Source organism: Serratia sp. (in: enterobacteria) (genome assembly GCF_051654945.1).
In the GTDB taxonomy this organism is placed as follows: Bacteria; Pseudomonadota; Gammaproteobacteria; order Enterobacterales; family Enterobacteriaceae; genus Chania.
Genome location: NZ_JBOFZA010000091.1, coordinates 359076 through 385351 on the forward strand (window position 1 = coordinate 359076; position 26276 = coordinate 385351).

The 26276-nt window shown below is 55.3% G+C and carries 26 protein-coding genes and 1 riboswitch; of the genes, 10 read left to right on the forward strand and 16 right to left on the reverse strand.

From position 1 onward, the window contains the following. Position 1: 1 nt before the first annotated feature. Both ACRDCA_RS22435 and ACRDCA_RS22440 read right to left on the reverse strand, forming a co-directional pair. Positions 2-430, reverse strand: a complete 429-nt coding sequence (locus ACRDCA_RS22435) for a PTS sugar transporter subunit IIA (protein ID WP_438691499.1) — start codon at positions 428-430, stop codon at positions 2-4. Positions 431-434: 4 nt separating this feature from the next. After that, positions 435-2201, reverse strand: a complete 1767-nt coding sequence (locus ACRDCA_RS22440; protein WP_438691500.1) for a class I mannose-6-phosphate isomerase — start codon at positions 2199-2201, stop codon at positions 435-437. Between the two features lie 216 nt (positions 2202-2417). Here ACRDCA_RS22440 and ACRDCA_RS22445 point away from each other — a divergent pair, with 216 nt between their 5' ends. From ACRDCA_RS22445 to ACRDCA_RS22455, 3 genes are all read left to right on the forward strand, one after another. After that, positions 2418-3428, forward strand: coding sequence for a LacI family DNA-binding transcriptional regulator (locus tag ACRDCA_RS22445; protein ID WP_438691501.1), 1011 nt, complete (start codon positions 2418-2420; stop codon positions 3426-3428). Between the two features lie 103 nt (positions 3429-3531). Further along, positions 3532-3993 carry a helix-turn-helix domain-containing protein gene (locus tag ACRDCA_RS22450; RefSeq protein ID WP_438691502.1) on the forward strand — a complete coding sequence of 154 codons (462 nt, stop codon included), beginning with the start codon at positions 3532-3534 and terminating at the stop codon, positions 3991-3993. Between the two features lie 212 nt (positions 3994-4205). Then, positions 4206-4568, forward strand: a complete 363-nt coding sequence (locus tag ACRDCA_RS22455; protein WP_438691503.1) for a hypothetical protein — start codon at positions 4206-4208, stop codon at positions 4566-4568. 25 nt (positions 4569-4593) lie between these two features. On the opposite strand, the gene ygiD is transcribed toward ACRDCA_RS22455, so the two are convergent. Then, positions 4594-5376: a 4,5-DOPA dioxygenase extradiol gene (gene ygiD / locus ACRDCA_RS22460; RefSeq protein WP_438691504.1), complete on the reverse strand. Its 783-nt coding sequence runs from the start codon at positions 5374-5376 to the stop codon at positions 4594-4596. 207 nt (positions 5377-5583) lie between these two features. On the opposite strand from ygiD, the gene zupT reads away from it, so the two are divergent. Next, positions 5584-6351, forward strand: coding sequence for a zinc transporter ZupT (gene zupT / locus ACRDCA_RS22465; RefSeq protein ID WP_025119957.1), 768 nt, complete (start codon positions 5584-5586; stop codon positions 6349-6351). A gap of 105 nt (positions 6352-6456) precedes the next feature. Here zupT and ribB read toward each other — a convergent pair whose 3' ends face one another. After that, on the reverse strand, positions 6457-7110 hold the full coding sequence (ribB, locus tag ACRDCA_RS22470) for a 3,4-dihydroxy-2-butanone-4-phosphate synthase (protein WP_025119958.1): 654 nt from the start codon (positions 7108-7110) through the stop codon (positions 6457-6459). Positions 7111-7220: 110 nt separating this feature from the next. Next, positions 7221-7382, reverse strand: a riboswitch (FMN riboswitch). Positions 7383-7529: 147 nt separating this feature from the next. Here ribB and ubiK point away from each other — a divergent pair. Next, on the forward strand, positions 7530-7802 hold the full coding sequence (gene ubiK, locus ACRDCA_RS22475) for a ubiquinone biosynthesis accessory factor UbiK (RefSeq protein WP_438691505.1): 273 nt from the start codon (positions 7530-7532) through the stop codon (positions 7800-7802). A gap of 19 nt (positions 7803-7821) precedes the next feature. On the opposite strand, the gene yjeH is transcribed toward ubiK, so the two are convergent. The 4 genes from yjeH to ACRDCA_RS22495 form a co-directional block, all read right to left on the reverse strand. Beyond that, entirely contained in the window at positions 7822-9075 is a 1254-nt protein-coding gene (gene yjeH, locus ACRDCA_RS22480; protein WP_438691506.1) for an L-methionine/branched-chain amino acid transporter, read from the reverse strand. 67 nt (positions 9076-9142) lie between these two features. Beyond that, complete coding sequence (gene hldE, locus ACRDCA_RS22485) at positions 9143-10573, reverse strand: bifunctional D-glycero-beta-D-manno-heptose-7-phosphate kinase/D-glycero-beta-D-manno-heptose 1-phosphate adenylyltransferase HldE (protein ID WP_025119961.1); 1431 nt, start codon at positions 10571-10573, stop codon at positions 9143-9145. A 229-nt stretch (positions 10574-10802) separates the two neighbouring features. Beyond that, positions 10803-13640, reverse strand: coding sequence for a bifunctional [glutamate--ammonia ligase]-adenylyl-L-tyrosine phosphorylase/[glutamate--ammonia-ligase] adenylyltransferase (gene glnE, locus ACRDCA_RS22490; RefSeq protein WP_438691507.1), 2838 nt, complete (start codon positions 13638-13640; stop codon positions 10803-10805). Between the two features lie 47 nt (positions 13641-13687). Beyond that, on the reverse strand, positions 13688-14995 hold the full coding sequence (locus ACRDCA_RS22495; RefSeq protein WP_438691508.1) for a CYTH domain-containing protein: 1308 nt from the start codon (positions 14993-14995) through the stop codon (positions 13688-13690). Between the two features lie 278 nt (positions 14996-15273). Here ACRDCA_RS22495 and ACRDCA_RS22500 point away from each other — a divergent pair, with 278 nt between their 5' ends. Together ACRDCA_RS22500 and ACRDCA_RS22505 are read left to right on the forward strand one after the other, a co-directional pair. Next, positions 15274-15891 (forward strand): TIGR04211 family SH3 domain-containing protein, encoded by a 618-nt coding sequence (locus tag ACRDCA_RS22500; protein WP_438691509.1) that lies wholly within the window; start codon positions 15274-15276, stop codon positions 15889-15891. Positions 15892-16000: 109 nt separating this feature from the next. Next, complete coding sequence (locus ACRDCA_RS22505) at positions 16001-17236, forward strand: multifunctional CCA addition/repair protein (protein WP_438691510.1); 1236 nt, start codon at positions 16001-16003, stop codon at positions 17234-17236. Between the two features lie 31 nt (positions 17237-17267). Here ACRDCA_RS22505 and lldD read toward each other — a convergent pair whose 3' ends face one another. From lldD to lldP, 3 genes are read right to left on the reverse strand one after another with little or no spacing between them, the layout of a single operon-like run. Further along, entirely contained in the window at positions 17268-18410 is a 1143-nt protein-coding gene (gene lldD / locus ACRDCA_RS22510; protein WP_438691511.1) for an FMN-dependent L-lactate dehydrogenase LldD, read from the reverse strand. Positions 18411-18426: 16 nt separating this feature from the next. After that, positions 18427-19197 carry a transcriptional regulator LldR gene (lldR, locus tag ACRDCA_RS22515; protein ID WP_438691512.1) on the reverse strand — a complete coding sequence of 257 codons (771 nt, stop codon included), beginning with the start codon at positions 19195-19197 and terminating at the stop codon, positions 18427-18429. Continuing rightward, entirely contained in the window at positions 19194-20849 is a 1656-nt protein-coding gene (lldP, locus tag ACRDCA_RS22520; RefSeq protein WP_438691513.1) for an L-lactate permease, read from the reverse strand. The genes lldR and lldP overlap by 4 nt, the downstream gene beginning before the upstream one ends. Before the next feature lie 317 nt (positions 20850-21166). Between lldP and ACRDCA_RS22525 the strand changes: the two genes are divergently transcribed. Beyond that, positions 21167-21403 (forward strand): type II toxin-antitoxin system CcdA family antitoxin, encoded by a 237-nt coding sequence (locus ACRDCA_RS22525; protein WP_438691514.1) that lies wholly within the window; start codon positions 21167-21169, stop codon positions 21401-21403. 2 nt (positions 21404-21405) lie between these two features. Beyond that, positions 21406-21720, forward strand: a complete 315-nt coding sequence (locus ACRDCA_RS22530) for a CcdB family protein (RefSeq protein WP_438691515.1) — start codon at positions 21406-21408, stop codon at positions 21718-21720. 201 nt (positions 21721-21921) lie between these two features. Here the strand turns inward: ACRDCA_RS22530 and bacA are convergent, their stop codons facing one another. Then, a complete protein-coding gene (gene bacA, locus ACRDCA_RS22535) occupies positions 21922-22746 on the reverse strand; it encodes an undecaprenyl-diphosphate phosphatase (RefSeq protein WP_438691516.1) in 825 nt (274 codons plus the stop codon). A 140-nt stretch (positions 22747-22886) separates the two neighbouring features. After that, positions 22887-23246: a bifunctional dihydroneopterin aldolase/7,8-dihydroneopterin epimerase gene (gene folB / locus ACRDCA_RS22540; protein WP_438691517.1), complete on the reverse strand. Its 360-nt coding sequence runs from the start codon at positions 23244-23246 to the stop codon at positions 22887-22889. Between the two features lie 107 nt (positions 23247-23353). On the opposite strand from folB, the gene plsY reads away from it, so the two are divergent. Further along, positions 23354-23992: a glycerol-3-phosphate 1-O-acyltransferase PlsY gene (gene plsY, locus ACRDCA_RS22545; protein WP_438691518.1), complete on the forward strand. Its 639-nt coding sequence runs from the start codon at positions 23354-23356 to the stop codon at positions 23990-23992. Positions 23993-24025: 33 nt separating this feature from the next. Here the strand turns inward: plsY and ACRDCA_RS22550 are convergent, their stop codons facing one another. From ACRDCA_RS22550 to tsaD, 3 genes are read right to left on the reverse strand one after another with little or no spacing between them, the layout of a single operon-like run. Then, positions 24026-24286, reverse strand: coding sequence for a hypothetical protein (locus ACRDCA_RS22550; RefSeq protein WP_438691519.1), 261 nt, complete (start codon positions 24284-24286; stop codon positions 24026-24028). 50 nt (positions 24287-24336) lie between these two features. Further along, positions 24337-24906, reverse strand: a complete 570-nt coding sequence (locus tag ACRDCA_RS22555; protein WP_438691520.1) for a hypothetical protein — start codon at positions 24904-24906, stop codon at positions 24337-24339. A 38-nt stretch (positions 24907-24944) separates the two neighbouring features. After that, positions 24945-25958 carry a tRNA (adenosine(37)-N6)-threonylcarbamoyltransferase complex transferase subunit TsaD gene (gene tsaD / locus ACRDCA_RS22560; RefSeq protein ID WP_438691571.1) on the reverse strand — a complete coding sequence of 338 codons (1014 nt, stop codon included), beginning with the start codon at positions 25956-25958 and terminating at the stop codon, positions 24945-24947. Positions 25959-26276: the final 318 nt, after the last annotated feature.

A 26276-nucleotide genomic window follows, 5' to 3' on the forward strand; every position in this document is an offset into this window, starting at 1 on the left:
CTCAGAAATCGTCCTGTTGCACCGTTTGCGCCGGGCGGGCAACCACGATGGTTTCTCCCCCCTGCGCCACCAGCTCACGTGCGGCATGTTGCACATCCACACCCTCCAGCAAATCGGCACTCATCAGCAGCATGGGGAAGTTCACCCCGGTCACCACCGCCATCGGCACCGCGTTATGCGGATCGAATGCATGGCGGCAAGCCACGTTATAGGGAGTGCCACACAACAGGTCGCACAGCACCAACACACCATCGGCATCAGGGCTAATCCGTTCCAGTTCAGTAGCAAAGTCCTGTTTAAACGCCTCAATGCCACCGGCTTCGCCCAGGCTGACGTGGCTGGTGTGCGGCAGCTCGCCGTAAACCATACGCGCACTTGCCATCAGCGCTTCCGCCAAAGGGCCATGTGAGATCACCATCACTTTCAACATCGGTTTATCCCCTTACCCAGGCTTTGATAGTGGCGAGGGTTTTGCCCTGGCTGCCGCCAGCAGGGCTGATACGATAGGCCCCAACCGCTGCCGGGACGATAAAGGTTTCTGCGTAATGCACCACAAATGGGGCGAATCGGCCTTCCGGGCTATCGACGACCGCCTCTTCCCCCTCGATCAGGTTCAGCACGTTGACCCGCCCTTCGGTATGGTGCAGCACCGGTTCGCTGAACCAATGACGGCGGGTTTCAATAAACTCACGTTCGTGCAGGCCGGTGCGCTCTTCTCGCCACCCCTGGCCTTCGGCAACCGGTTCGATACGGTTCACCAGATGCTCCTGCACCCACGCGGTATCGCGCTGCCAGTCGATCACCTGCTCGCCATGTTCCAGATGTACTGGGCGCGGCAGCCCATCCAGCCCCAGACGGCCCCAGTCCCATAATTTGAAGGTGAAAATGTAAGGCGTCGCGCTGATTTCCAGCACCATGGCTCCATCGCCGGAACAATGCACCGTCCCCGCCGGGATCAGGAAGTGATCGTGTTTCCTGGCCGGGAACTGATTGACGAACCGCTCATCATCAAAGGCCTTTTCGCCCCGCTGCGCAGCAGCCAGATCCGCCATCATGGCCTGTGGATCGGTCCCGGTTTTTACGCCCAGATAAACCTTGGCCTCCGGCTCCGCAGCCAGAATGTAGTAGCTCTCATCCTGGGTGTAGTGCATGCCGAAATGCTGCTGGATATATTCGGTTATCGGGTGCACCTGGAAACTGAGATTCTGGCCGCCGATGGTATCCAGGAAGTCGAAACGGATCGGGAATTCGGCACCGAAGCGGGCATGAACCCGTTCGCCCAATAGCGGGCGAGGATACAGCAGCACCAAATCCTGTGAGGGGATCTCGACCCTGACGTCACCAAACCGCATTAGCAGGCTGTTTTCCTCGGGCACGCAGTCAAAACACCATGCGTAGTTGGCTGCCGCCGGGTCGAGATCGAACTGTTGCTTCATCCATTGACCGCCCCACACGCCGGGGTCAAAGAACGGTACTACACGAAACGGCTGCTGAGTGGCCTGCTGTAAACCGGCGTGGAACGCGGCACCGGCCACCAATTTGGGTGAACCCGCCTGATTGGTATCCAGCACAAAGTTGGCACGCTGCAACAAAGGGGTTTTATGACGATCGAAGACCCGCCATTCCACAAAGAACGCGCGCTTATAACGGCGCAATACGTCTTCATCCAGGTTGGCTACGCCCCAGTTACCCAATTCGCCCCGGCGGAAGCGCTGTTGTATCTCCCAACGAGCCAGATCGGCATAAACCAACACATCCCCTTCGGCGATCAGTGCCGCCCCTGGCCCATACACCACCACCAAACCACTCTCGATGGCCGCGATGGCCGCGCGCAGCCGTTGTATGGCCTCATCGGCAAAAAACTCCGGCATTTCGTGGCAGGACAATACGCCAAACACCCGGTCATCCGTCAGGTTGCGCTCGATCATAGCGTGGATATGGCTTTCAGCGTATTTGGCCTGTTCAGCGTTCACGACCAGCGCTGGCCGTAAAGGCTCGATCAGCTGCGATTTCAGCTCGGCCATATCCACGCCGTGGTAGCAATCCACCACCAGCACTGTCTTGGCTAATCCTTGCGCTGCGATATGGTTGCCGATGGCCTGCACGATACCCGGCCAGCCTTGCCAGGCTGCACGGTCAAACCCCTGCACTACCAGCTCTGGGTACTTGTCATAGTTTGCCTTACGATGTTGCTCGGACATAATCTTCTGCCTATGCACTGAAAACATAACCAAAGATTAATCGATTAACCTATGATTAAACAGCTTGGTTAACGGGATTAACCTCAAATAACGGCGATAAAGCGGTCAAAAACCCAAATTATTGCGATGGCCATCACAAATTATTTTGGTTATTTGCCAATAAGAGGTTAATCGTTATACCTTAATGACAGATCCCGCCTGCAAACAGGATAGCAAATGAGCACTATAACGCTGGCCGACGTCGCCGCCCGGGCGAACGTCTCCACCGCCACGGTTTCCATGGTATTGCGCAACCGTGGCCGCATCTCGGATGAAACCCGCAAGCGCGTACTGAGCGCCATCGATGAACTGGGCTATGTCTATAATCAGACGGCGGCCAACCTGCGCAATCGCAGCAGTAATCAGGTCGGCCTGTTACTCCACGACATCACCAACCCGTTCTACGCGGAAATGACCGCCGGGCTAAGCCAGGAAATGGAACGCCACCAGTTGATGCTGTTTTTGGCCAACAGCGAAGAGTCCGCCCCCAGGCAGCAAAAGTTTGTCGACTCGCTGTTACAGAACAATGCCAGTGGCATGGTGCTGTGCTCCGCACGCCAAACTCCACCGCTGTTCTTTGAAACGCTGAAGCGCCGTAAAATCCCGGCGATTATGGTGGTACGCCCGATAGCGGATGCCCATTTCGATTTTGTCGGCACCGACAATTTTTTGGGCACCCAGTTAGCCACGCAACACCTGCTGGATCTGGGTCATCGGCACATTGCTTTTATTGGCGGTTCGGTCAGTTCCACCTCTCGCGCTCAGCGTTTGGGCGGCTATACCAGCAAGCTGCTGGAAAGGGGTATTCAGGTTAACGGGGAATGGATCGTTTGCAGTGAGGCCAGCCAGAGTTCCGGTGCCAAAACCTCAGAGCAGCTGTTTACTGCATACCCGGAGATCACCGCAGCAATATGCTATCAGGATATCGTGGCGCTGGGGGTAATGCAGACGTTGCGCAAGCTTGGCCGCCAGGCAGGCCGCGACTTTGCGCTAATCGGCTTTGACGATATTACCGAGGCTTCCCTGGTACAGCCGGGGCTGACCACGGTGTCCGTCGCCTCACGCGAGATTGGCCGCAAGGCCGGGGAACTGCTGTATAGCCGCATTCAGGGCAACGACGAGCCGCCAAAGCGCATCATTCTGCCGCCTTCGCTGGTGATCCGTGAGTCCTGCGGTTACGGGGGGTAATAGGTTTTTTGTAGAGCGTCAGCAAGCATTTCGAATATTGCGATTTTCGATTATTTCGAATATATTGTATTTCGTGCTATAGAAATCAGAGAGACATGCCATTATGACCAGTGCAACTTTTTCCAAAATCAACTTGCCTGGTGTGCAAGAAAAAGAGATTGCTCAAAAAGGTTATCGAGATTTATCGGCGATGTTGGCAACAAAACTAGATATTCGCCACTTCTCGATCAGGGACGATGAGCAAAATGAACACGCTATTGAGGTTCCACCTTCTGCGGTGAAAATGCTCGTTGAGATACTAGGAGAACTAGCAAACGGGAACGCTGTTCAGGTTGTGCCCGTTCATGCGGAATTGACTACCCAAGAAGCCGCCAATTTACTTAATGTATCCAGGCCGCATGTTGTGAAAATGCTAGAAGAAGGCAAAATCGAATTCCATAAAACAGGGCGTCATCGCCGCATACGCTTTGCAGACCTTATGGCCTACAAAGAGCAGCGAGACATCGAAGCTGCTGCAGCAATGGATGAACTGACTCGTCTTTCACAGGATATGGATATCTATTAATGACGCATTCGCCTTACCCAGCATTGCTTGACGCTTGTGTGCTTTACCCAGCAAGACTGCGAGATCTGTTGATGCATTTAGGCCTAAGAGGTCTTTATCAGCCCAAATGGACAGCGCGAATCCACGACGAGTGGAAGCGTAATCTACTGGTTAATCGGCGAGATTTGTAGGCCGAGCAGTTGGATCGCGTTCATGCTCTAATGGATAAGGCAATGCCGGATGCGAATGTGATAGGCCACGAACAATTAGTAGACAGCATTAGATTACCTGACCAAGACGATCGCCATATTCTGGCAGCTGCAATAATTGCAAACGCTGAGGTCATCGTCACTTATAACCTTAAAGACTTTCCGGTAGATTATTTATCGACTTTTGGTATCGAAGCCATACATCCTGACGACTTCGTGTCAGACCTTATTGATCTTAACCATGCGTTAGCACTTGAGGCGGTGACAAATCTAAGGCAAGCACTGAAGAATCCCCCCATGACAGCGGATAGTTTTCTAGCTTCTCTCACTCAAATTGAGATGGCAAAAACGGTTAAGGCATTGGAAGACTACAAGTTCATACTATAAGAAGCCCCGCAAAGGGGCTTCTATATCAACCAAGCTGCACCGAAAGCATGCTCAGCGCCGCCATTTCAATCCCATCGACCGGGATCGAGATCGGCTCTTTACCATCCCAAGCCCCCAGCACATACAACAGCGGCAGGTAATGCTCCGGCGTCGGGTTCGACAATGCCGCGCCTTCATGTTGCATAAAATTGACCAAAGGGTGGTGTTCGCCCTGATATTCCAGATTATCACGCACGTACTGGTTGAATGACTCCGCCCAAGGATACGGGCTGGTGTCGCCCTGCCATTTCGCCATGCGCAGGTTATGCACCACGTTGCCACTGGCCACAATCATAATGCCCCGATCACGCAGTGCCGCCAGTTTACGGCCCAGCTCATAGTGGTATTCCGCTGGCTGAGTCGCGTCGACGCTCAATTGCACCACCGGAATGTCGGCTTGCGGATACATCTTGATCAATACGCCCCAGCTACCATGATCCAAGCCCCATTCGCTGGTATCGGCAATCACCTGAACCGGTGCCAGCAGGCGTTGCAACTCTGCCGCCAGCTCCGGCGAACCCGGTGCCGGGTACTGAGTATCAAACAGCGCCTGCGGGAAGCCGCCAAAGTCGTGGATGGTTTTTGGCTTCGCCATCGCCGTCACCGCCGTTCCCCGGGTATACCAGTGGGCAGAGACGGCAACGATGGCCTTTGGCCGTGGCAATTGCTCACCCAACGCACGCCAGGCCTGGGTATAGCGGTTTTCTTCCAGCACGTTCATCGGGCTTCCGTGGCCAAGAAAGAGTGCAGGCATACGTGAGGTGGTCATAAAATATCCTTGGTTAAGGTGACATTCGTTCTGCTGACTACATTACGCTGTTTGCTTTACCGAGGCTGCCGGATAACCCTGATGATGATCTTCAAGAAATTTGAATGGCTGGAACGATTGAAACCATCAGCCAAATCCACTCGATTTATGCCTTGGCTCTGTTAGTATCAGAAACTGATAAATATTATTGGCATACAAGGAGAATGCATGTCTGTACCGCTGATCCTGACCTTGTTAGCCGGGGGCGCTACCTTTGTCGGCGCACTGCTCGGCATTATTGGCCAGAAGCCCTCCAACCGCCTGCTGGCGTTTGCACTCGGCTTTGCCGCAGGGATTATGCTGTTAATTTCACTGATGGAAATGCTGCCTGCCGCGCTGCATACCGTCGGCATGTCGCCCATGCTCGGCTACGGCATGTTTATGCTTGGCCTGCTTGGCTATTTTGCCTTGGATCGCCTGCTGCCACACCAGCATCCGCAAGACCTGGTACAAAAGCCGATCAAGCCCCATAACCTGAAACGCACCGCCATGCTGCTGACGCTCGGCATCAGCCTGCACAACTTCCCGGAAGGGATTGCCACCTTTGTGACCGCCAGTGCCGATCTGGAACTGGGGATGGGCATTGCGCTCGCAGTGGCCATTCACAATATTCCTGAAGGATTGGCCGTCGCCGGGCCGGTGTATGCAGCAACCGGTTCCAAAACCAAGGCTCTGCTGTGGTCCGGGATCTCCGGGATGGCCGAAATTCTTGGCGGCGTACTGGCCTTCCTGGTGCTGGGACCCATGGTTTCACCGGTGGTGATGGCCTCAATTATGGCTGCGGTGGCGGGGATTATGGTGGCGCTGTCGGTGGATGAATTGATGCCGTTGGCCAAAGAGATCGACCCACACAATAACCCAAGTTATGGCGTGCTATGTGGCATGGCGGTGATGGGATTCAGCCTGACGCTGTTGCAAAGCGGCGGCATTGGTTAAACCATTCGAGCATAAAAAAAGCCGCGTATCAGGCGGCTTCAGACGGGCATTGATGATACAGAAGGGCGCAGCATGCGGCGCCCTTACCCGATTTCGGTCAGCTAATCAGCTGGCCTTCTTTTCATGCGACTGGCGGTAGGCCACCAGATCTTCGATGGTCAGCACCACCATGTCATGCTGCTTGGCAAAGGTGATCACTTCCGGCGCATGAGCCATGCTGCCGTCATCGTTAGTCAGTTCGCACAACACGCCAGCGGGTTTGAAACCGGCCATGGAGACCAGATCGATAGTCGCTTCGGTGTGGCCACGGCGGCTCAAGACGCCACCAGGCTGGGCACGCAGCGGGAACACATGGCCTGGGCGGTTCAAATCGCTCGGCTTGGCACCGTCTGCAATGGCTGCACGGATAGTCGTCAGGCGATCGCCTGCTGATACGCCAGTGGTCACGCCCTGCGCCGCTTCAATCGTCACGGTAAAGGCCGTCTGGAACTGGCTGGAGTTGTTGGTGACCATCATCGGCAGCTCAAGCTGCTGACGGCGATCTTCGGTGATACACAGGCAAACAATGCCGCTGCCGTGGCGAATGGTCAGCGCCATTTGCTCAACGGTCATGGTTTCTGCGGCGAAGATCATGTCGCCTTCGTTTTCACGGTTTTCATCATCAAGCACCATCACACCGCGCCCGTTGCGCAGTGCATCAAGAGCGCGTTCAACGCGTTCTACCGGCGTGCCGAAATCTGAAAGTAGAGTCTGATTCATGGTAAAAAACCTCATTAAAATTATGGATTACCAGAACCAGGGCGATCTTGAGGAGTGACTATGCCAATAGCCAAAAAAATAACGCAAGCGAGCATAAGCCCGACAGGTGTCGTTACTCTCTCCCATCCGGACTATAACCGTCGGCCCCGGAATTACACCGGATCTGCTGACCTCTAACCCACTCCTGAGAGATAGGTTGAGCGCTCGCGGGCTTTCACCGCGAAGGGTGATTTACCGCCGGTGGGGACTTGCACCCCGCCCTGAGAATAAGCATATCGACTATAACCCCATCGCTTTGGGGTTTCAAGCCATCCGGTCGCGTAATGAGGGATCGCGCAGCAAACACGGTAATAGTTTATCCGGCAGGCAACTCGCATTACACTAAGCACCAGCCACCAAATATCAGAAAGGGAAACGCCATGATTGACCCGAAAAAAATTGAACAGATCGCACGCCAGGTCCAAGAGTCGATGCCCAAAGGCGTACGTGAATTCGGGGAAGACGTTGAGAAAAAAATCCGTCAGGTGCTGCAAGCGCAGTTGACCCGTCTGGATCTGGTTAACCGCGAAGAGTTTGACGTACAGACTCAGGTGCTGTTGCGCACCCGTGAGAAGCTGGCACTGCTGGAACAGCGTCTGACCGAGTTGGAAGGCCAACTGAATGCCGCACCGGTGAAGCCGGAAGGCGAATAAGTTTGCACCGAGGGCGTGGCTACACGCCCTGACTGTTTGGCGACGCTTTACGCGGCAGCACCAGCCAGATCAGCACCAACATCGCCAACGCATACAGGCTTTTCCAGCCGATAATCACCAGCAATAACAGGCACAACGCGGAGCCGACGATCGCCATCAGCCGCGAGCGCCCCTGCAAGATCCGCCACCCCGCCAGCATACACAGCAGATAAATCAGCACAAAAATGCCATTGGCATACACCAGCAGCGTATCCAGCGGCAGCTTCAGGGTATAAATCAGCAGGGTGAAAAGCAGGCAGCACCCCACCACTGCGCTCAACGCATTGACCGGCACCTGGCCCACAGAGAGTTTAGCCAAACCACTGGCAGGCTTTTCCTGCGCTTGAGACCAGACCAGGCGGGCAAAGCTCTGGGTGTAAATATTCACGCTGGCAAAGCAGGCCAGATAGCCGATGATGCAGGCAACCCACAGCGCATGTTCGCCAAACAGTTGCACCACGATCCCCGGCAACGAAGCCGCCGCCGCCTGATGTTCACCATAAGCATGGAAGTGCAGCACCGCTACGGTACAACCCCAATAAACCGCCCCCGCCACCAGCAGCCCCAGCATTAATGCACGTGGAAAATCCCGCTCTGGATCGCGGAACTCGGTCGCCAGATGAGCAAACGCCTCCAGCCCGACAAAGCACCAGAACATCACCGCCAACGCGTGGAACATATTAGGAGGAGAAATATCACTGACCGCAGGCCACGGAATTTGGGAGGGAGCAATACCGCCTTGCCACCAGATAGCCCCAACCAGCGCTATCACCAGAATGGCAATCAAGGTCTGAATATTGGCACTGGAACCGGCACTGCGCGTACCAAGCAGCCAGATTGCCACCAACGTGGCAATCTGCACCAGCAACAGGCCGCTAGCATCCCAGCCAAAGGTTGCCTGCCAGAATCCTGCAGCGATTTGTAATGCGGCAGGCAAGCCAACGGGGATCACGGAGAGGAACAACCACGCGGTCACCTTTGCCATGCGTGGCCCAAAAGCCAGCCCCACAAAATGCGCGGCACCGCCAGCGCTAGGGAAATGACGCCCCAAAGCGGCAAAGGCGATAGCGATCGGGAATACCAGCACAATCAGGATTGGCCAGGCCCACAGGCTGTCACCACCTGCTACCTGCGCCGCCAATGCCGGAACGGCGAACACCCCGGTACCCAGCAGTGAAGTGGACAATAGCCCAACGCCCTGCGCTAAACTCAGCTCCTGCCTTAATCCACTCACCGCAAACCACCCTGTTTACCCGCCGTCATTTCGGGCGCAGCGTTCAGCGCCCCTCTGTCAAAGAATGTTAACCGCGCCCGTCCTTGATAGCCTTGATGATGTTGGTGGTTGATAACCCATCTTCAAAATTCAGCACTCGAACGTCGCCACCGTTGGCCCAGACCTCGGCACTGCCGGCAATTTCATGCGGTTGATAGTCGCCGCCTTTTACTAACAGATCCGGCAGGATATCGGCGATCAGGCGCTGCGGCGTATCTTCTTCGAACGGCACCACCCAATCCACGGCTTCCAGCGCACCCAACACCACCATACGGTTTTCCAACAGGTTAACCGGGCGGGTTTCCCCTTTCAGACGCTTGGTCGAGGCATCGCTGTTCACCGCGACGATCAGACGATCGCCCAATTTACGAGCATTCGCCAGGTACGAGACATGGCCAGCGTGCAGGATGTCGAAGATGCCGTTGGTCATCACCACCTTCTCACCGCGTTGACGCGCCTGCGCCACCGCTTTTTTCAACTCGGCCTCGGTCATGACGCCAAAACCGGTTTCGGCACGGCCACGAATGGCGTTTTCCAATTCGATTGGCGAGACGGTAGAGGTACCCAGTTTGCCTACCACCACGCCTGCGGCGGCATTGGCCAGGAAACAGGATTCCTCCAGCGTATTGCCCGCAGCCAAAGCGGCAGCCAACACACCAATCACCGTATCGCCAGCACCGGTCACGTCGAACACTTCCTGTGCCTGGGTTGGCAGATGCAGCGGCTCACGGCCCGGCTGCAACAGCGTCATCCCTTGCTCGGAACGGGTGATCAGCAGCGCAGACAGTTCAAAGTCCGCCACCAGCTTCATCCCACGCGTTACCAATTCTTCTTCGCTCTGACAATGGCCGACCACGGCTTCAAATTCGGACAGGTTTGGGGTCAGCAGCGTGGCTCCACGGTAACGTTCAAAATCGGTGCCTTTCGGGTCGATTAGTACCGGAACCTTGGCCGCGCGTGCCAGAGCGATCATGCCCTGTACCTTGCTCAACGCACCCTTGGCGTAATCTGATAGCACCAGCGCGCCGATCTGTGGCAATGCCTGCTGGATACGCTCCATGATCGGCTGTGGATCGACGTTGGAAAAACCTTCTTCGAAGTCCAGGCGGATCAGCTGTTGGTTGCGGGAAAGTACGCGCAGCTTGGTGATGGTCGGGTGTGTAGGAACCGAGACAAAATCACAGCGTACGTTAACTTCGTTGAGCTTGGCGCTCAGCGCACGGGCTGCGTCATCGATCCCCGTCAGGCCTACCAGACGGGAATTGGCCCCCAGCGAAGCGATGTTCATCGCGACGTTAGCCGCACCACCTGGACGCTCTTCGATGGTCTCAACCTTGACCACCGGCACCGGCGCTTCCGGTGAAATACGGCTGGTCGGCCCATACCAATAGCGATCCAACATGACGTCACCAACCACCAGCACACCGGCGCGGCGAAAATCAGGTAGTGTAACTTTCATCCGATAACTCCAAACAAGTCAAAAATAAATTCGGCAGATATTAGCATAATAGCCTGCAATACCCGTAAAAGTGCCCAACAACTTAATGCTTGCCCCTCACCCCAACCCTCTCCCAGAGGGCGAGGGAGCGAGTACGGAGCGGCCATCAGGCATCAGAGTCAATATGTAGCACAGGCTGTCCCCTCTCCTTGGGGAGAGGGTTAGGGTGAGGGGATGGACATCGACACCCTCAGCCCAGCCATTTGCTCCAACTGGCACGTACCTGCTCACGTTCGGCGGCAAACAGTTCGCTGCTGACTTTGCTGGACTGCTCCTGCAACGCCAGATGGTGGATCTCATCACGCATGGTGACATAGGCCTGGGTCAACGCCCGGGCTTCGTCTTCCGGCATGATGTCGTAATTGGCCATCAGCTCAAAGATACGCACGTTATCCGACCAACGGGTCAGGCGCGGCTCGCCCCCTGCGTAACCTAAGACCAGATATTGGGCGATAAATTCGATATCGGTGATGCCACCTTCGTCCGCTTTGATATCAAACAGATCGCGCTGTTTGCTGCCCAGGTGGTTGCGCATTTTCTCACGCATTTCACGCACTTCCTGCTGTAGCTTGTTCACGTCACGCGGCTTGCATAAAATCTCGCGGCGGATCGCATCGAACTGCTGATGCAGCGCAGGATCGCCATACACGATACGCGCCCGTACCAGAGCCTGATGCTCCCAGGTCCAGGCTTCGTTACGCTGATAGTCGGCAAAGGCTTCAACGGTACTGACCAGCATCCCGGCGGCACCGGAAGGACGCAGACGGGCATCCACCTCATAGAGAATGCCCGAAGAAGTGCGAGTGCTGAACAAGTGCATCACCCGCTGTGCCAGGCGCAGATAGAACTGACGGCCATCAATGCAGCGATCGCCATCCGTCATCACGTCAGGCGGGCAATCCAGCAGGAACACCAGATCGAGATCCGAACTGTACCCCAGTTCCCAGCCCCCCAACTTGCCGTAGCCGATCACCGCAAAACCTAATCCCTCCCGCTCATGCAGATGGGTCGGTTGGCCGTAGCGCGCGACCATATCTTTCCACGCCTGTTGCACCACGGCATCAATGATCGCCTCTGCCAGGAAGGTTAAGTGATCGCTCACTTTCATCACCGGCAGCGCTTCTGCGATATCCGCAGCGGCAATGCGCAAATGCTGCGCCTGTTTGAACTGCCGCAGCGCTTCCAGTTGCTGCTCTTCATCGTCTTCCGGCACCCGCAAGCGGTATTGGCGCAGTTCGCTACGATAGGCATCTGGGGCCACGGGTTGGTACAGCGTGGCCGGATCAAGCAGTTCATCGAGCAATAGCGGATAACGCGCCAGTTGGCTGGCCACCATCGGTGAAGCAGCACAAAGGCGGATCAGGTGGCTGAGCGCGGCATGATATTCCACCAGCAGCTCGAGGTAGGTAGTGCGGGTCACAATGCTCAGCAACAGTTGGATCAGGCGCGCCAGAGCCGTAGCCGCATCGTTACGCGAACACACTTCGGCCAGCAGGCGCGGCATCAGTTGATCCAGCACGTCACGGCCGCGTGGGCCAATGGTGCGTTTGTCCACGTCGTGACGGAAATCGGCGATGGAGCGCAACATCTGCCGCCGCGCTTCTTCGTCTAGATGAGGAGTCAGCGGTGCAAGCTCGTTCTCTTCCAGCGCATCCTGCCACAGGCTGTGATAATGCTGGTAGTTGGGATCTTCGCCTACGTCCGGGCTATCGTCGCCGATCAGGTCGTCAAATACCGCACGTACCTGGCGCATATGTTCTTCCAGCACCGTCATCAACAACGACCAGTCTGGCTGATCCATGCCCCAAGCCAAGCGCGCCTGATCCAGCTCATCCTGCGGCAGGGTTTGCGTCTGCTGGTCGGCGATCGCCTGCAACAGATTCTCCAAACGCCGCAGGAACAGATAACCATCACTCAGCTCGGCAACCTGTTGTGCTGTTAATAGCCCCAGTTCACCAACCGCCAGCAACGTCGGCAGCAATGAACGCCCTTGCAAACTGGGCTCACGACCGCCACGGATCAGTTGGAAAACCTGGGTGATAAATTCAATTTCGCGGATGCCACCGGCACCCAGCTTGATGTTGTCCTTCAGCCCCCGCCGCCGCACTTCGCGGGCAATCATGCCCTTCATGTTGCGCAGCGACTGGATCACGCTGAAATCGATATAGCGACGGAACACAAATGGCCGTAGCGTCTTACGCAGCTCCTGGCTGTAGGCATCTTCATGCCCGCCCATCAGACGCGCCTTGACCATCGCATAGCGTTCCCAGTCACGCCCTTGCTCCTGGTAATAATCTTCCAGTGCGGCAAAGCTCATCACCAGCGGACCGCTATCACCAAATGGCCGCAGGCGCATATCTACGCGGTAGACAAAGCCGTCGATGGTTTGTTGATCCAACGCCTTGATTAGCCGCTGCCCCAGGCGGGTAAAGAACTGGGCGTTATCCAACTCACGTCGCCCGCCTTGAGTATGACCATTTTCCGGGTAGGCAAAGATCAGATCGATATCAGAGGAGAAATTCAGTTCGCCACCGCCGAGTTTGCCCATCCCCAGGATCAGCAATGGCTGCGGCACGCCATCGGCATTGCACGGCGTGCCCCACTCGCGACAACAGGTTTGATAGAGCCAGTCCCGGGCGCTGACGATCAGCGTTTCCGCCAAGGCACTCAGCTGTTGCAGCGTTTGTTGCGTGGTGCATAACTGCTGAGCCTGCGCCCAGGCAATACGCACCAGGCTCTCACGGCGGAACAGGCGGAGCACACGCATGAGCTGCGCTTCGTCACGTACTTCTTCAAGCTCATCCTGCAACCAGGCGGCGTAGTGCTGCCACTCATCGGCAACCGGCGGCTGCTGGCGTAACGTTGCCAGCCATTCAGGGTGGCCGAGCAACATGTCGCTGACAAAATCACTCGACGCCAGAACGCTTTGTTCTGCGGCACTGAGCGCTAGCTCCGCGCCCTGAGTTTCCTGAAATCGCTGCACGATATTCTGTGCCTGAAGCTGTAACGCAGCAGAGAGTGGCAACATAGTGAATGACCCGTTCTATGGCCTGCAGCCCGGCAGGCCCGCTGGAGTTAACGAACCGCGCCGTTTAACCAGAATGGCGCATGGGATAATGCCTGTTTGCGGCTGGCTTCGTACCAACCCTGCCGACGCTCGGCAATCGCCGATTGCAGTTCGCGCCAGCTTTCGATATACGGCTCGGTTTCGCTGTCTGGATAAGCACCAGAGAGCAAGGTAAACGCCAGCACCTGTCGCGTCAGACGCGGGAGTTGCTCTTGATATTCATCTTCATTCAACGTGCGCGTAAAGGCTTCTTTCAGCTCTGCGGCGCTACGGCCCAGCATGATGTCGCTAAAACGCTTGAAGGAGCCATCCAGCTTCGCCTGTGATTTGGCATCGATAAACGGCCGCCATGCACCGGTAATCAGCCACGATGTGAGTGCCAACTTACATTGCAGATACTCCGTGCTGTAACACAACACCTGCGGCTGGGTCGTTTTATCCACCAGCAAAGGCTCCAGCGCCGTTAAACGAGCGCGCAGATCGGTGCTTGCCTTGCGTGGCACCAGGCCGCCAAAGATCACCAGCGCCTGACGGATCAGGCCGATGGCTTCCATCACCGCACGACGCGCCTGCTTGTCACCACGCAGCCACAGCTCTTCATGATACTGCCAATGGCTCAGCGCCAGCTCGAAAGCGGCAATCATGCCCTGTTCAACCGTCGACTTCGGTGCCGGTTTCAACACGCTTAGCGGGCGCAACTCACGTTCAGCATTGCCCTGCGCCAGGTGATAACCCCGAGCCGCTTTGCTGAGGCTGCCCTGGCGTAAACCGCCCTGTTCCGCCAACGCGGTTGCCAAGGCCAGCAAATCACTGGTCTCACCGCTTTTCAGCTCCAGCTCCAGCTCACATAACGGCTCGGCCAACTCACCTGCACACACCTCACCTTGGTCTAGGCCAATCTCGATCTCGCTTGCACCGTAAGTGACCACCCACTTTTCACGCACAAAATCGGTGCGGAACAGTGGCTGTAACGCCTTTTGCAGCGGGGCCAGTTTGCAGCCCTCCGGCCAGATATCCGCCGGGAATTTTTTCAGCGCCAGCGCAGGCTTGGCAATGGCGACGTTATACTCCGGCCGCTGGTGCAACCCGCCCACCACCGTGCCGGCGGTTTTGATGGTCATTTCATAGCTATCGTCACAACCGCGGATACGCAGACCCATATCATGGTTGCGCAGGAAGTTATCAGCGGTTTCATAGTAGATGTTGGTCAGCTTCTGCGGCGCAGAATGCTGATTTGGCCAAGCGGCAATTCGCTCCGGAAGGGTGGCCATCGCTTCAGGGGAAACAATAAATTTCAGTTCTATTTCAACGCTCATAGTTCTTATACACCAATAGGTTAGGCATTCGCGTGAGTCTTCACGACGGCGGAGCCCGCCAGCCGTACTCAGCCTGACGACGCACAATGGGAGTATCTTACCGCGATTCTCCCCGACTTGACTCTGCCAACTGCAGAAAAAACCTGTTACGTTATGGAATACGTCGCAACCCACGAGATCCACCATAGTAAGATAGTTCCCATTCCGGTTTTAGCGTTGCGCCGTCAGACTGAACGCTCTACTATCGTTCCATAAATCCACGCAGAAACGATGACATAATGCAGAAATTACGCCTGATTTGCCTTGCCGTGCTAAGTTTTAGCATCACTTGGGGCGCACATGCCGAAGATAAACGCTATATCTCCGACGAATTAAATACTTATGTCCATAGCGGCCCAGGTAACCAATATCGCATCGTCGGCACCTTGAATGCCGGTGAAGAAGTGGCGCTGTTAAGCGTCAATGACAGCACCAACTATGGCCAGATCCGCGACTCCAAAGGACGTAGCGTCTGGATCCCGCTCGATCAGTTAAGCCAGAGGCCAAGCCTGCGCACTCAGGTGCCGGAGTTGGAACAGCAGGTGAAAACCCTGACCGACAAGCTGGCCAACATCGATAACAGCTGGAACCAGCGCACCGCCGAAATGCAGCAGAAAGTTGCCGCCAGCGACAGCACCATCAGCGGCCTGCAGCAGGAAAACCAGGATCTGAAAAATCAGCTGGTGGTGGCACAGAAAAAGGTCAATGCGGTTAATCTGCAACTCGACGACAAGCAGCGCACCATTATTCTGCAATGGTTTATGTACGGCGGCGGCGTTGCCGGTGTGGGTTTGTTGCTCGGCCTGCTGTTGCCGCGCCTGATCCCGCGCCGCAAGAACAATCGCTGGATGAACTGATCTCAGTTTCGACAGTTTGGGCACCTGCGGGTGCCCTTTTTATTGGTTTGCGCATCCATCGCCCAATTCATGTAATCTGAACAAACGAGCTATAGAGAGGAGTTACACCGTGAAAATTTACCTGGTCGGCGGTGCCGTCCGTGACACCCTGCTCAATTTACCGGTCGTCGATCACGATTGGGTGGTGGTCGGTGCCACCCCGGCCGATCTGTTGGCGCTTGGCTATCAGCAGGTGGGTAAAGACTTCCCGGTATTCCTCAATCCACAGACCCATGAGGAGTATGCGCTGGCCCGTACCGAGCGCAAATCCGGCCAGGGTTACACCGGTTTTACCTGCTATGCCGCCCCTGACGTGACGCTGGAAGAAGATCTGTTACGCCGCGATCTCACCATCAACGCCATGGCGCGGGGCGATGACGGGGAATTGGTTGATCCCTATAACGGCAAGGCTGACCTAGATGCCCGCTTGCTGCGCCATGTCTCTGACGCTTTCGGGGAAGATCCGCTACGAGTATTGCGCGTAGCTCGTTTTGCCGCCCGCTTTGCCACCCAGGGCTTTACCGTCGCCCCAGAGACCAGCGCGCTGATGCAGAAGATGGCCGAGAGTGGTGAACTAGCCTCCCTGACGGCAGAGCGCGTGTGGAAAGAGACAGAGAAGGCGTTACAGAGCCAAAGCCCACAGGTTTACTTCCAGGTATTGCGTGACTGCGGGGCGCTGAAGGTGCTGTTCCCAGAGATCGACGCTCTGTTTGGCGTGCCGGCACCAGAGAAGTGGCACCCGGAAATTGATACCGGCGTACACACGCTGATGACGTTGGCGATTGCCGCTCAGCTCAGCCCCGAAGTGGATATCCGCTTCTCGGCACTGTGCCACGATCTCGGTAAAGGCATCACGCCGAAAGAACTCTGGCCCCACCACTATGGCCACGGCGCTGCGGGCGTCAGGCTGGTCGAAGCGCTGTGCCAGCGGCTACGGGTGCCCAATCCAGTGCGAGAGCTGGCCAGGCTGGTCGCGGAGTATCACGATCTGATCCATACGGTCAACAAACTGCGGCCAGAAACGCTGTTAAAACTGTTTGATGCTATCGACGTGTGGCGCAAGCCACAGCGGCTGGAACAGATGATCCTCACCAGCGAAGCCGATGCCCGTGGGCGCACCGGTTTTGAAAACAACCCTTATCCACAGGGTGATTATCTGCGCCAGGCCTATCAGATCGCCAATGCGGTTTCGGTCAAAGAGGTGGTGGAAAGCGGCCTGCAAGGGTTGGCGATCCGCGACGAGGTCAAACGCCGCCGCCAGCAGGCACTGGCCGACTGGAAAAAGCAGCAAGAACCTCAGCCTTGAGTTAAACGGGCGCAGCATGCGCCCATACACCCTATATCCCCTCCAGCACCAATGAATCACGGCTGATTTCAGCGATACTTTTTGCGCCGGTCAACGTCATCGCGACGCTCATCTCTTTCCTGATCAGCTCAAGCAGATTTTCCACGCCCGCCTGGCCCGCAGTTGCCAGAGCATAGATATAGGCTCGTCCCAGCAGCACGCTATCCGCTCCGAGCGCAATCATCCTCACCACATCCAATCCGCTGCGTACCCCACTATCTGCCAGAATCGTGATATCGCCTTTTACCGCATCGGCAATCATCGGCAGTGCCCGGGCGGTAGAGAGTACCCCATCCAACTGACGGCCACCGTGGTTGGAAACCACTATCCCATCGGCACCAAAGCGCACGGCATCACGTGCATCGTCAGCATCGAGAATACCCTTGATGACCATTGGCCCCTGCCAGAAATCACGGATCCACTCCAGGTCCCGCCAGGAAATTGACGGATCAAAATTGCTGCCCAGCCAACCGATGTAATCGGCTAATCCGGTGGGTTTTCCCAGATAAGTAGAGATATTCCCCAGATCGTGCGGGCGCCCGTTCAAACCCACATCCCACGCCCAGTAGGGATGGGTAACAGATTGTCCATAGCGCCGTAATGCGGCATACGGGCCACTCATTGCCGAATGTGCATCGCGGTAACGCGCACCCGGCGTCGGCATATCTACGGTGAATACCAAGGTGGTGCAGCCTGCGGCTTTCGCGCGCTCCAAGGCGTTGCGCATAAATCCGCGGTCTTTTAACACATACAGCTGGAACCACATGGGCCGCTTGATGGCGGGGGCCACCTCTTCGATCGGGCAGACCGACACGGTAGACAGCGTAAATGGAATGCCTTGTTGTTCCGCTGCCCGTGCGGCCTGCACCTCGCCACGACGGGCATACATACCACACAGCCCCACCGGACCAAGGACGACGGGCATAGATAGGGTTTCGTTAAACAGTCTGGTTTCCAGACTGAGCGCCGACATGTTCTTTAGCACACGCTGTCTCAATGCCACCTGCGCCAGATCTTCCACGTTGCGCCGCAAAGTGTGCTCGGCGTAAGCGCCGCCATCGATGTAGTGAAATAGAAACGGTGGCAGCTTACGTTGCGCCGCAGCGCGATAATCCGTGCCTGCTGAGATAATCATCGAGCGATCTCCCTTATTACAGTGAATTTTCATCAGGCAGACGGGTAATGCGCGCCTGCCTGGCCTCATCTTCATGCAGATTTTTAATGGTGGAATGGACGAACCCCAGGTGGGATTTTGCCGCTTTACCCGCACGTTCAGGATCGCCTGCCAGGATCGCCAACAGCAATTCCTCGTGCTGCTCAGTCAGCCGTGTGAAGATCGTCGGTAAGGTGTACATACGCTGACGGCTATGTATTACGGAGGACTGCATTAAATCGAAAAAACCACGCATGGTTTGCAGCAACACCACGTTGTGCGACGCTTCGGCAATTGCCAGATGGAAGCGCACATCGGCCTGGGCGGCCAGATCAGGATGATCGCTTTCTTTGAGCGCTAACGTGGCGTCAAAACAGGCCTGTAGCTTCTCCTTGTCGGCGGCGGTGGCGCGCATTGCCGCGTGCCAGGCGGTGCTGGCCTCAATGGCGTGGCGGGCCTCCAGAATGTCATAACGATAGCCTGGATCGTCGGCAACCAAGGTTCTCAGCGGTTCCACAATGCTATGCTGCGACCAGGAAAACTCGTCGCAGACATAGGTGCCGCCGCCACGTCGGCTGATGAGCGTTTTTTCGCTGATCAGCTTTTGAATCGCTTCACGCAAAGAGGAACGCGAGACCCCCATTTCGTCAGCCAATTGGCGTTCGGCAGGCAAGCGCATCCCCTCAACCAGTTGGCGTTCGTGGATCATGTTCTTGATGCGCTCGACCAAACGATCGGCCAAGCGTGCGGGCTGAAGCTTGTCTGTCATGGGATCATCCAGGTCAGCCAGTAAGCCTGTAGCGTGGTGATAATCCCCACCATGCAGGTAAAGATCAGGCTATGTTTTACCGTGAAGCGGAACAGATCAGACTCTTTGCCCACCAAACCCACGGCGGCACAGGCGATAGCGATAGACTGCGGCGAAATCATTTTTCCTGTGACTCCGCCCGTGGTGTTAGCCGCAACCAGCAGCACATCCGAAACGCCAATCTGCTGGGCAGTCGTCGCCTGCAAGGCGGCGAACAGCGCGTTGGACGAGGTATCAGAGCCTGTCAGGAACACGCCTAACCAGCCAAGGAACGGAGAGAAAAAGGTGAACGCGCTGCCGGTGTGCGCCAATGCCAGCGCCAGAGTGGCCGACAGGCCGGAATAGTTGGAAATAAAAGCAAAGGCTAGCACCATGCCGATGGAATAGATCGGCAGCATCAACGCTTTTAGCGTTTCAGCCAGCGTGGTGACCGCGTCTTTAGGCTTCATCCGCAGATAGATCACCGAAGCGATCGCAGCCACCATAATGGCGGTGCCGGTGGCAGAGAACCAGTCAAGTTTGAAGACCGCGGCATAAGGCGTGATGTCGGCTACCACCGGTGGCATTTTAGCCACCAGCTTATCCAGGAACGGCACCGGAATAGAGAACACCCAATCGTACAGCGCACCACCTTGAGCGAACAGCGCTTTAAACGGAGGGATGCTCCACAAGGTGACCGTCGCAGTCAGGAAAATAAACGGCATCCAGGCGCGAATAATCTTCCCTAAAGCATAATGTTGCTGCGACTGCGTTTGATCGCTAGTTTCCCCTTCAGCGCTCTCAAAGCGGAACAGGCGCTTTGGCTGCCAAACTCGTAGAAACAGCGTCAGGCACACCAGTGAAACCAGCGAGGAGATGATGTCCGGCAGTTCTGGCCCAAGAAAGTTGGAACTGAGATACTGCGCCAAGGCAAAGCTTCCCCCCGCCACCATCACCGCAGGCCAGGTTTCCTTGATGCCGCGCCAACCGTCCATAATCGCCATGATCCAGAACAGCACGATGATGGTCAGGAACGGCAATTGACGCCCGACCATCTGGCCGATCTCAAAGCTGTCCAACCCGGTCACCTGCCCGGCCACGATAATCGGGATCCCCATAGCGCCGAAAGCGACCGGCGCGGTATTGACGATCAGGCAAAGCCCTGCGGCATATAACGGATTGAATCCCAAACCAACCAACAAGGCAGCGGTGATCGCTACCGGCGCACCAAACCCGGCGGCGCCTTCCAGAAAAGCACCAAAACAGAAGCCGACGATAATCATCTGTAAACGTTGGTCGGGGGTAACAAAGAGAATGGAAGAGCGGATGATGTCGAACTGCCCGGTCTTGACCGAAATCTTATAAACAAATACCGCGGCGATAATGATCCAGGCTATCGGCCACAGCCCATAGAAAAAACCATAAACCACCGCAGCGAGCGCACGGTCAATGGGCATCCGGTAAAGGAATAACGCCACCAGCAAAGCTATCCCAACCGTTAACGTCGCTGCAATGTGCCCTTTCAGTTTCAGCTTAATCAGCGCAAAGAAAAAAAACGCAATCGGCAGTGCCGCGATTAAGCTTGATAGCCAGATATTGCCAATAGGATCATAAACTTGTTGCCAGGCTTCCATGTAAATTTCTCCAGCGATTAGTCATCTTCACGCCCCCGCTTAATTGGTCCTACCAATAGAGCGAAGTCATACAATTGATAAACGATGGTTAATCCATTGTTAAAAATATGCAATCTCTGTGGATGGGTTTTTGCCGTTTATGTGCCTGAGATTCACATTTTTCCGGCTTTGGTCGGACCAAAATGGGGGGAGAAGGGAGTGCTAAATGAGCAAGATTAAGCAGCGCCATTATTTGGGGATCCCTCGCGCTATAGCCTGCTATAATGCGTGCATGATGTCGTGTAGATAACACGTAACCCATCACAGGAGAGCACACCATGACAGTAAAAGTACGCAATACACAAAGCGTCACAATGACTGTAGAACGAGGCCTGCTTAATCGGGCACGTGATGCTGGAATTAACCTTAGTGCCACTTTAACTGCCGCACTAGACGCCGAACTACGCCATCACGCAACGAAGAAATGGCAGGAAGAAAACAGAGGGGCTCTTGAGGCGTTAAATCGTTTCCATGATGAGAATGGCTGCTTTAGCGACGATTACAGGACGTTTTAACGATGCAATTCACCGTCTACTACAATCCCGGAAAAAGCATCGTTTATCCCCTGCTACTTGACGTAACGAGCGATATTATCGGCCAGTTAAACCGCCGTATTGTGATCCCGCTGTTGCCTGTCGAAAAATATCCGGGCAGCAGTCGCCCAGATCGAATGAATCCTCTGATCATGCTGACGGACGGCAAAGAATACGCCGTAATGGCTCATGAACTTGCAAGCATACCTGTTCGTGCCCTAGGTGCTGAGTTCTGCAGTGCAGCGCAATATCGCCCACAGATAAAAGCAGCAATAGACTTTCTTATCGATGGGATTTAAAAACAAAAACTGCTGATACCCCCACCAGTCTCACCGCGTAGGGGCGCTGCTGCGCCCATCTGGATAAGCAAGTAGGTTAGTTAGGGCCGAACATGTTCACCCCTCTACAAATTCAGCAACATTGCCACCTTGTCATCAATCAGAATAGTGGGCAGAGCGCCCACTATTGGTGAGGAAAAACGTTCGTGCAAAGTGGTGAGATTACATAAACACCATGTACACCGCCGCCGCGACAACAAAGCGGTAGATAGCGAACGGCACAAACGAGATACGCTTGATAAGCTGCAGGAAGGTCTTGATCGCGATCAACGCCACCACAAACGCAGTGGCGAAACCGACGGCAAACATCGGCAGATCATTGAGCGTCAGGAAGTGCAGGCTCTTGTACAAGTCCAGCCCGCTGGCCCCGAGCATCATCGGCACCGCCAGAATAAAGGAGAACTCCGAGGCCGCATAACGGCTCACGCCAACCAGCATACCGCCTGAAATGGTAGAGCCGGAACGGGAAAAACCAGGCCACAGCGCCAGACACTGGAAGCAACCGATCAAAAATGCCTGCCGATAGGTAATATCGTCCAACCCGACTGCGCGCGGCTTTTTCGGTTTCAGCCATTCGGCGGCTAGCAGCAGCAACCCTCCAACGACCAAGGCATACATCACGTTTTTCGGTTCAAACAGGGATTTGATCACGTCGTGGAAGATCAGCCCCAGAACCACCGCCGGGATCATCGCCAACAAGATATGGCCTAATTTCAGTCGCCCTGCCGTATGTCCTTCATGAGGCACCGGTTTACCACCAAAATGAATGCCGATCAGGCCAAACAGACGGCGCCAGAACACCACAACTACTGCCAGGATCGAACCCAGTTGGATGATAACCTCGAAGGTTTTCGCCTTATCCCCGGTAAAACCCAACAATTCCCCTACGATAATCATGTGCCCAGTAGAGGAAACCGGAAGGAACTCTGTCAGCCCTTCGACTACCCCAAGAACAAATGCCACAAACAATGAATGCATGTCCGCCATCAGCCCGCTAACCCCATTTCAAATGTAAAACCGTTAAGGTACAAACACAAAAAAGCGGCAATGTTCAACACCTTGCCGCTTAAACAATTCTAGTTACAGACCAGAATACCGCTCATTAGTTGCATAAAAGTGACAACTCATCAGGCAGGGCGCTGGCCACGCTCAATGATCACCCCAACCCGGTTGGCGTGCGCAACCGCACCCGGCTTGCTGACCTTAATACGGACCCAGGGAGATTTAAAGCGCCGCAGCAAAATTTCGGATATCTCCTCTGCTACCCGCTCCACCAGTGCAAAACGATTGGGTTGCACATGCTGGATCACCGCATCGCTGATATCGGCATAGCTCAGGCAGTCATTCACATCATCACTGGCGGCTGCCTGGCGGTTGTCCCACGCCATTTCGATATCGAACACCAGCTTTTGCTGGATGGTCTGTTCCCAATCATAAACGCCAATGGTGGTGATCACGCTAAGCTCTTCTATAAATACGATATCCATCACGTCATTCTCAGTTTTTGGCCTTGCCGGATACCACTTCCGGCGGAATATGCGTATTATCCATAGATGTTGCGAGTAAAACGACCATTATTAAACGGAACCGCGTTATGAGTGCTACCGCGCTTGGCATGATTATCTTCGCGTATCTGTGTGGCTCAATTTCCAGTGCGATCCTGGTTTGTCGGATCGCCAGGCTACCAGATCCGCGTGAACATGGATCGGGAAATCCAGGGGCGACCAACGTCCTGCGTATCGGTGGCCGCCTGGCTGCGGCTACGGTGTTGGTGTTCGATATTCTCAAAGGAATGCTGCCTGTCTGGTTGGCTTATGCGTTCAACGTCCCACCGCTGTATCTCGGCCTGACGGCGATCGCCGCCTGTCTTGGGCACATCTACCCGGTGTTCTTCCACTTCCGGGGCGGTAAAGGCGTGGCAACGGCGTTTGGTGCCATCGCGCCGATCGGCTGGGATCTCACCGGCCTGATGACCGGTACCTGGCTGTTGACCGTACTGCTGAGTGGCTATTCCTCACTCGGGGCGATCGTCAGCGCGCTGATTGCGCCATTCTACGTCTGGTGGTTCAAACCGCAGTTTACCTTCCCGGTGGCAATGCTCTCCTGCCTGATCCTGATGCGTCATCACGATAATATCCAACGCCTGTGGCGCGGCCAGGAAGGGAAAATCTGGGGTAAGTTCCGCAAGAAGAAAGACAGTGTTGTGGAGCAGGAAGAAAAACCGGAAGAGTGATCAAAAAAAGGCTGGAGACTCCAGCCTTTACTGTCATGCTTTTACTTCGGGATACCTCAAGGCGTTATATACCCCCTCTGGCTCCGATAAAGAGTTAACCTTCGTCAGTGCAGGTGCAGCCCGAACCATCGCCGCGAATAACTCACTTTTCGAGACGTTGATACTTTTACCAAGCGGCGTGATCGCCGTGGCGCTGAAACCGTTTGGCCCTTCAATGACAGAAGCAGAACCCTCTGCGCTAACAATGTGATTAGAGAGTTCAAGTGTCTTGATTTTTGCTGTTCTACTGACCATACCTAACTCCTTTTCGCATTGTTGCTAGTGTTGTTATTATTGCTCATATTTTACTCACCATCAACCAAAGGCAGTTGAAGCGTTGTAAACCAAGAGGCGAGCTCATCTGCCGAACGGTACAGTATTAACTTTGCCCCATCGGTGATATCAACAAACTCATGTCGATTAATATAGTAATCCGCCACGCGATCGTTGATTGGGCACATCAGTCGAACGCCCGTTCCTCCGATATCTGCCAGAAAAAAGACAATGGTAACAAGCGAGTAAGTCAACATGTTGCCGTCAAGGACTGAGCCTTCCGGCGCAAAATTTTGCAGCATGTTAACATTCAGAACCTGTTCTTCCTGAACATACTCACAAACACAAACACCAGCGGGTCGCTCTGCCGAGTCCAGCAGTTTGAACGCAAAATTGAACGCTTCCTCGTCATACAAAAAAGCGTTTACCGTATCCCAAGGGAGCCGTCTCTCCTTTGGCAAATTACGTACCATTGCCATGCACCATTCCAAATCTTGCGGACTCAGTGCATTTGCCATGAGAGGCAAACGAGTAGCAAGAAAATACTGGTTGGTGGTTGCGATGGCTTCAGTCCCATGCTGACGTATTGTTAGGTTCGGCATCTTTGGTTCCATCCATTAATGCAAAATGTGATTTGTTTTTACACCGCAGGCAGCTCTGCCAGCGGCCAACGTGGGCGTACGGTAACGCCCAGTTCCGGATCGCCACCGTTTTTCAGCCGAACCATCCCGGCATAGGCGATCATCGCACCATTGTCGGTACAGAATTCCGGGCGGGCATAGAATACTTCACCACCGCGTTTTTTCATCAGCTCTGCCAGCTTGCTGCGCAATGTGCGGTTGGCGCTGACGCCACCGGCCATCACCAGGCGTTTAAACCCGGTCTGTTCCAGCGCACGCTTGCATTTGATCGCCAGCGTATCCACCACCGCATCCTCAAAGGCACGGGCGATGTCGGCACGGGTCTGATCGTCGTTGCCGTTAGAACGGATGGTGTTGGCAGCAAAGGTTTTCAGGCCGGAGAAGCTGAAATCCAGCCCAGGGCGATCGGTCATTGGCCGCGGGAAGGTAAAACGCCCTTCCGTGCCCTGCTGCGCCATTTTAGACAGCATCGGCCCGCCAGGATAATCCAGCCCTAACAGCTTGGCGGTTTTGTCGAACGCTTCGCCAGCGGCGTCGTCGACCGACTCCCCCAGCAAGGTATATTCACCGATCCCGGTCACGCTGATCAGTTGGGTGTGGCCACCAGAGACCAGCAACGCCACAAACGGAAACGCCGGTGGATTGTCTTCCAACATCGGTGCCAGCAAGTGGCCTTCCATATGATGCACTGGCACCGCAGGCACGCCCCAGGCAAACGCCAACGCGCGGCCAATGGTTGCCCCGACCAGCAAAGCACCGACCAAGCCAGGGCCAGCGGTATACGCTACGCCGTCGATATCGCCTGGCTTCAGGTTCGCCTCTTTCAGCGCAGCCTGGATCAGCGGCACGGTTTTACGCACGTGATCGCGAGAAGCCAGCTCCGGCACCACGCCGCCATAGTCGGCATGCAGTTTTACCTGGCTGTAGAGTTGGTTGGCTAACAAACCGGTTTGATCGTCATACACTGCAATACCGGTTTCATCGCAGGACGTTTCTATACCCAATACGCGCATTACATTTCCCATCATTCACGTGCGGCCGCCAGTTTATCACAATCAACGCCATTTACCGCCTGCCCGCAGCACCCAGACCGCCATGGCGCGCTATGTCGATGATTCGCAAGGTTGCCCGTCGGGTGATTAATAACGAGCAATTTTTTCTGATTAGTCTATAATCGGCGGCCGATGCATAATTGCGCGAGTTTGCCGGAACGCGGCATGTTTCAATTTGCTATGGTGCTTTACAAAGCAGCATCCATTGAAGTAAAATTCCGCACCATTTTGAAAAGGCTGGCGCTTGGCCAGCAGCAAACCGAATTCTATTGAGGTGAG

Excerpts from the sequence above, each read along its gene's own strand:
- lldD (WP_438691511.1), bottom strand. The coding sequence starts at position 18,410 with ATGATTATCTCAGCAGGCACGGATTATCGCGCTGCGGCGCAACGTAAG.
- folB (WP_438691517.1), bottom strand. The coding sequence starts at position 23,246 with ATGGATATCGTATTTATAGAAGAGCTTAGCGTGATCACCACCATTGGC.
- bacA (WP_438691516.1), bottom strand. The coding sequence starts at position 22,746 with ATGGCGGACATGCATTCATTGTTTGTGGCATTTGTTCTTGGGGTAGTC.
- ACRDCA_RS22500 (WP_438691509.1), top strand. The coding sequence starts at position 15,274 with ATGCAGAAATTACGCCTGATTTGCCTTGCCGTGCTAAGTTTTAGCATC.
- ACRDCA_RS22530 (WP_438691515.1), top strand. The coding sequence starts at position 21,406 with ATGCAATTCACCGTCTACTACAATCCCGGAAAAAGCATCGTTTATCCC.
- ACRDCA_RS22455 (WP_438691503.1), top strand. The coding sequence starts at position 4,206 with ATGCCGGATGCGAATGTGATAGGCCACGAACAATTAGTAGACAGCATT.
- ACRDCA_RS22435 (WP_438691499.1), bottom strand. The coding sequence starts at position 430 with ATGTTGAAAGTGATGGTGATCTCACATGGCCCTTTGGCGGAAGCGCTG.
- plsY (WP_438691518.1), top strand. The coding sequence starts at position 23,354 with ATGAGTGCTACCGCGCTTGGCATGATTATCTTCGCGTATCTGTGTGGC.
- ACRDCA_RS22440 (WP_438691500.1), bottom strand. The coding sequence starts at position 2,201 with ATGTCCGAGCAACATCGTAAGGCAAACTATGACAAGTACCCAGAGCTG.
- lldR (WP_438691512.1), bottom strand. The coding sequence starts at position 19,197 with ATGACAGACAAGCTTCAGCCCGCACGCTTGGCCGATCGTTTGGTCGAG.
- ACRDCA_RS22450 (WP_438691502.1), top strand. The coding sequence starts at position 3,532 with ATGACCAGTGCAACTTTTTCCAAAATCAACTTGCCTGGTGTGCAAGAA.
- ACRDCA_RS22550 (WP_438691519.1), bottom strand. The coding sequence starts at position 24,286 with ATGGTCAGTAGAACAGCAAAAATCAAGACACTTGAACTCTCTAATCAC.
- ACRDCA_RS22525 (WP_438691514.1), top strand. The coding sequence starts at position 21,167 with ATGACAGTAAAAGTACGCAATACACAAAGCGTCACAATGACTGTAGAA.
- ACRDCA_RS22495 (WP_438691508.1), bottom strand. The coding sequence starts at position 14,995 with ATGAGCGTTGAAATAGAACTGAAATTTATTGTTTCCCCTGAAGCGATG.
- ubiK (WP_438691505.1), top strand. The coding sequence starts at position 7,530 with ATGATTGACCCGAAAAAAATTGAACAGATCGCACGCCAGGTCCAAGAG.
- lldP (WP_438691513.1), bottom strand. The coding sequence starts at position 20,849 with ATGGAAGCCTGGCAACAAGTTTATGATCCTATTGGCAATATCTGGCTA.
- hldE (WP_025119961.1), bottom strand. The coding sequence starts at position 10,573 with ATGAAAGTTACACTACCTGATTTTCGCCGCGCCGGTGTGCTGGTGGTT.
- ribB (WP_025119958.1), bottom strand. The coding sequence starts at position 7,110 with ATGAATCAGACTCTACTTTCAGATTTCGGCACGCCGGTAGAACGCGTT.
- ACRDCA_RS22555 (WP_438691520.1), bottom strand. The coding sequence starts at position 24,906 with ATGCCGAACCTAACAATACGTCAGCATGGGACTGAAGCCATCGCAACC.
- ACRDCA_RS22445 (WP_438691501.1), top strand. The coding sequence starts at position 2,418 with ATGAGCACTATAACGCTGGCCGACGTCGCCGCCCGGGCGAACGTCTCC.
- glnE (WP_438691507.1), bottom strand. The coding sequence starts at position 13,640 with ATGTTGCCACTCTCTGCTGCGTTACAGCTTCAGGCACAGAATATCGTG.
- zupT (WP_025119957.1), top strand. The coding sequence starts at position 5,584 with ATGTCTGTACCGCTGATCCTGACCTTGTTAGCCGGGGGCGCTACCTTT.
- ygiD (WP_438691504.1), bottom strand. The coding sequence starts at position 5,376 with ATGACCACCTCACGTATGCCTGCACTCTTTCTTGGCCACGGAAGCCCG.
- tsaD (WP_438691571.1), bottom strand. The coding sequence starts at position 25,958 with ATGCGCGTATTGGGTATAGAAACGTCCTGCGATGAAACCGGTATTGCA.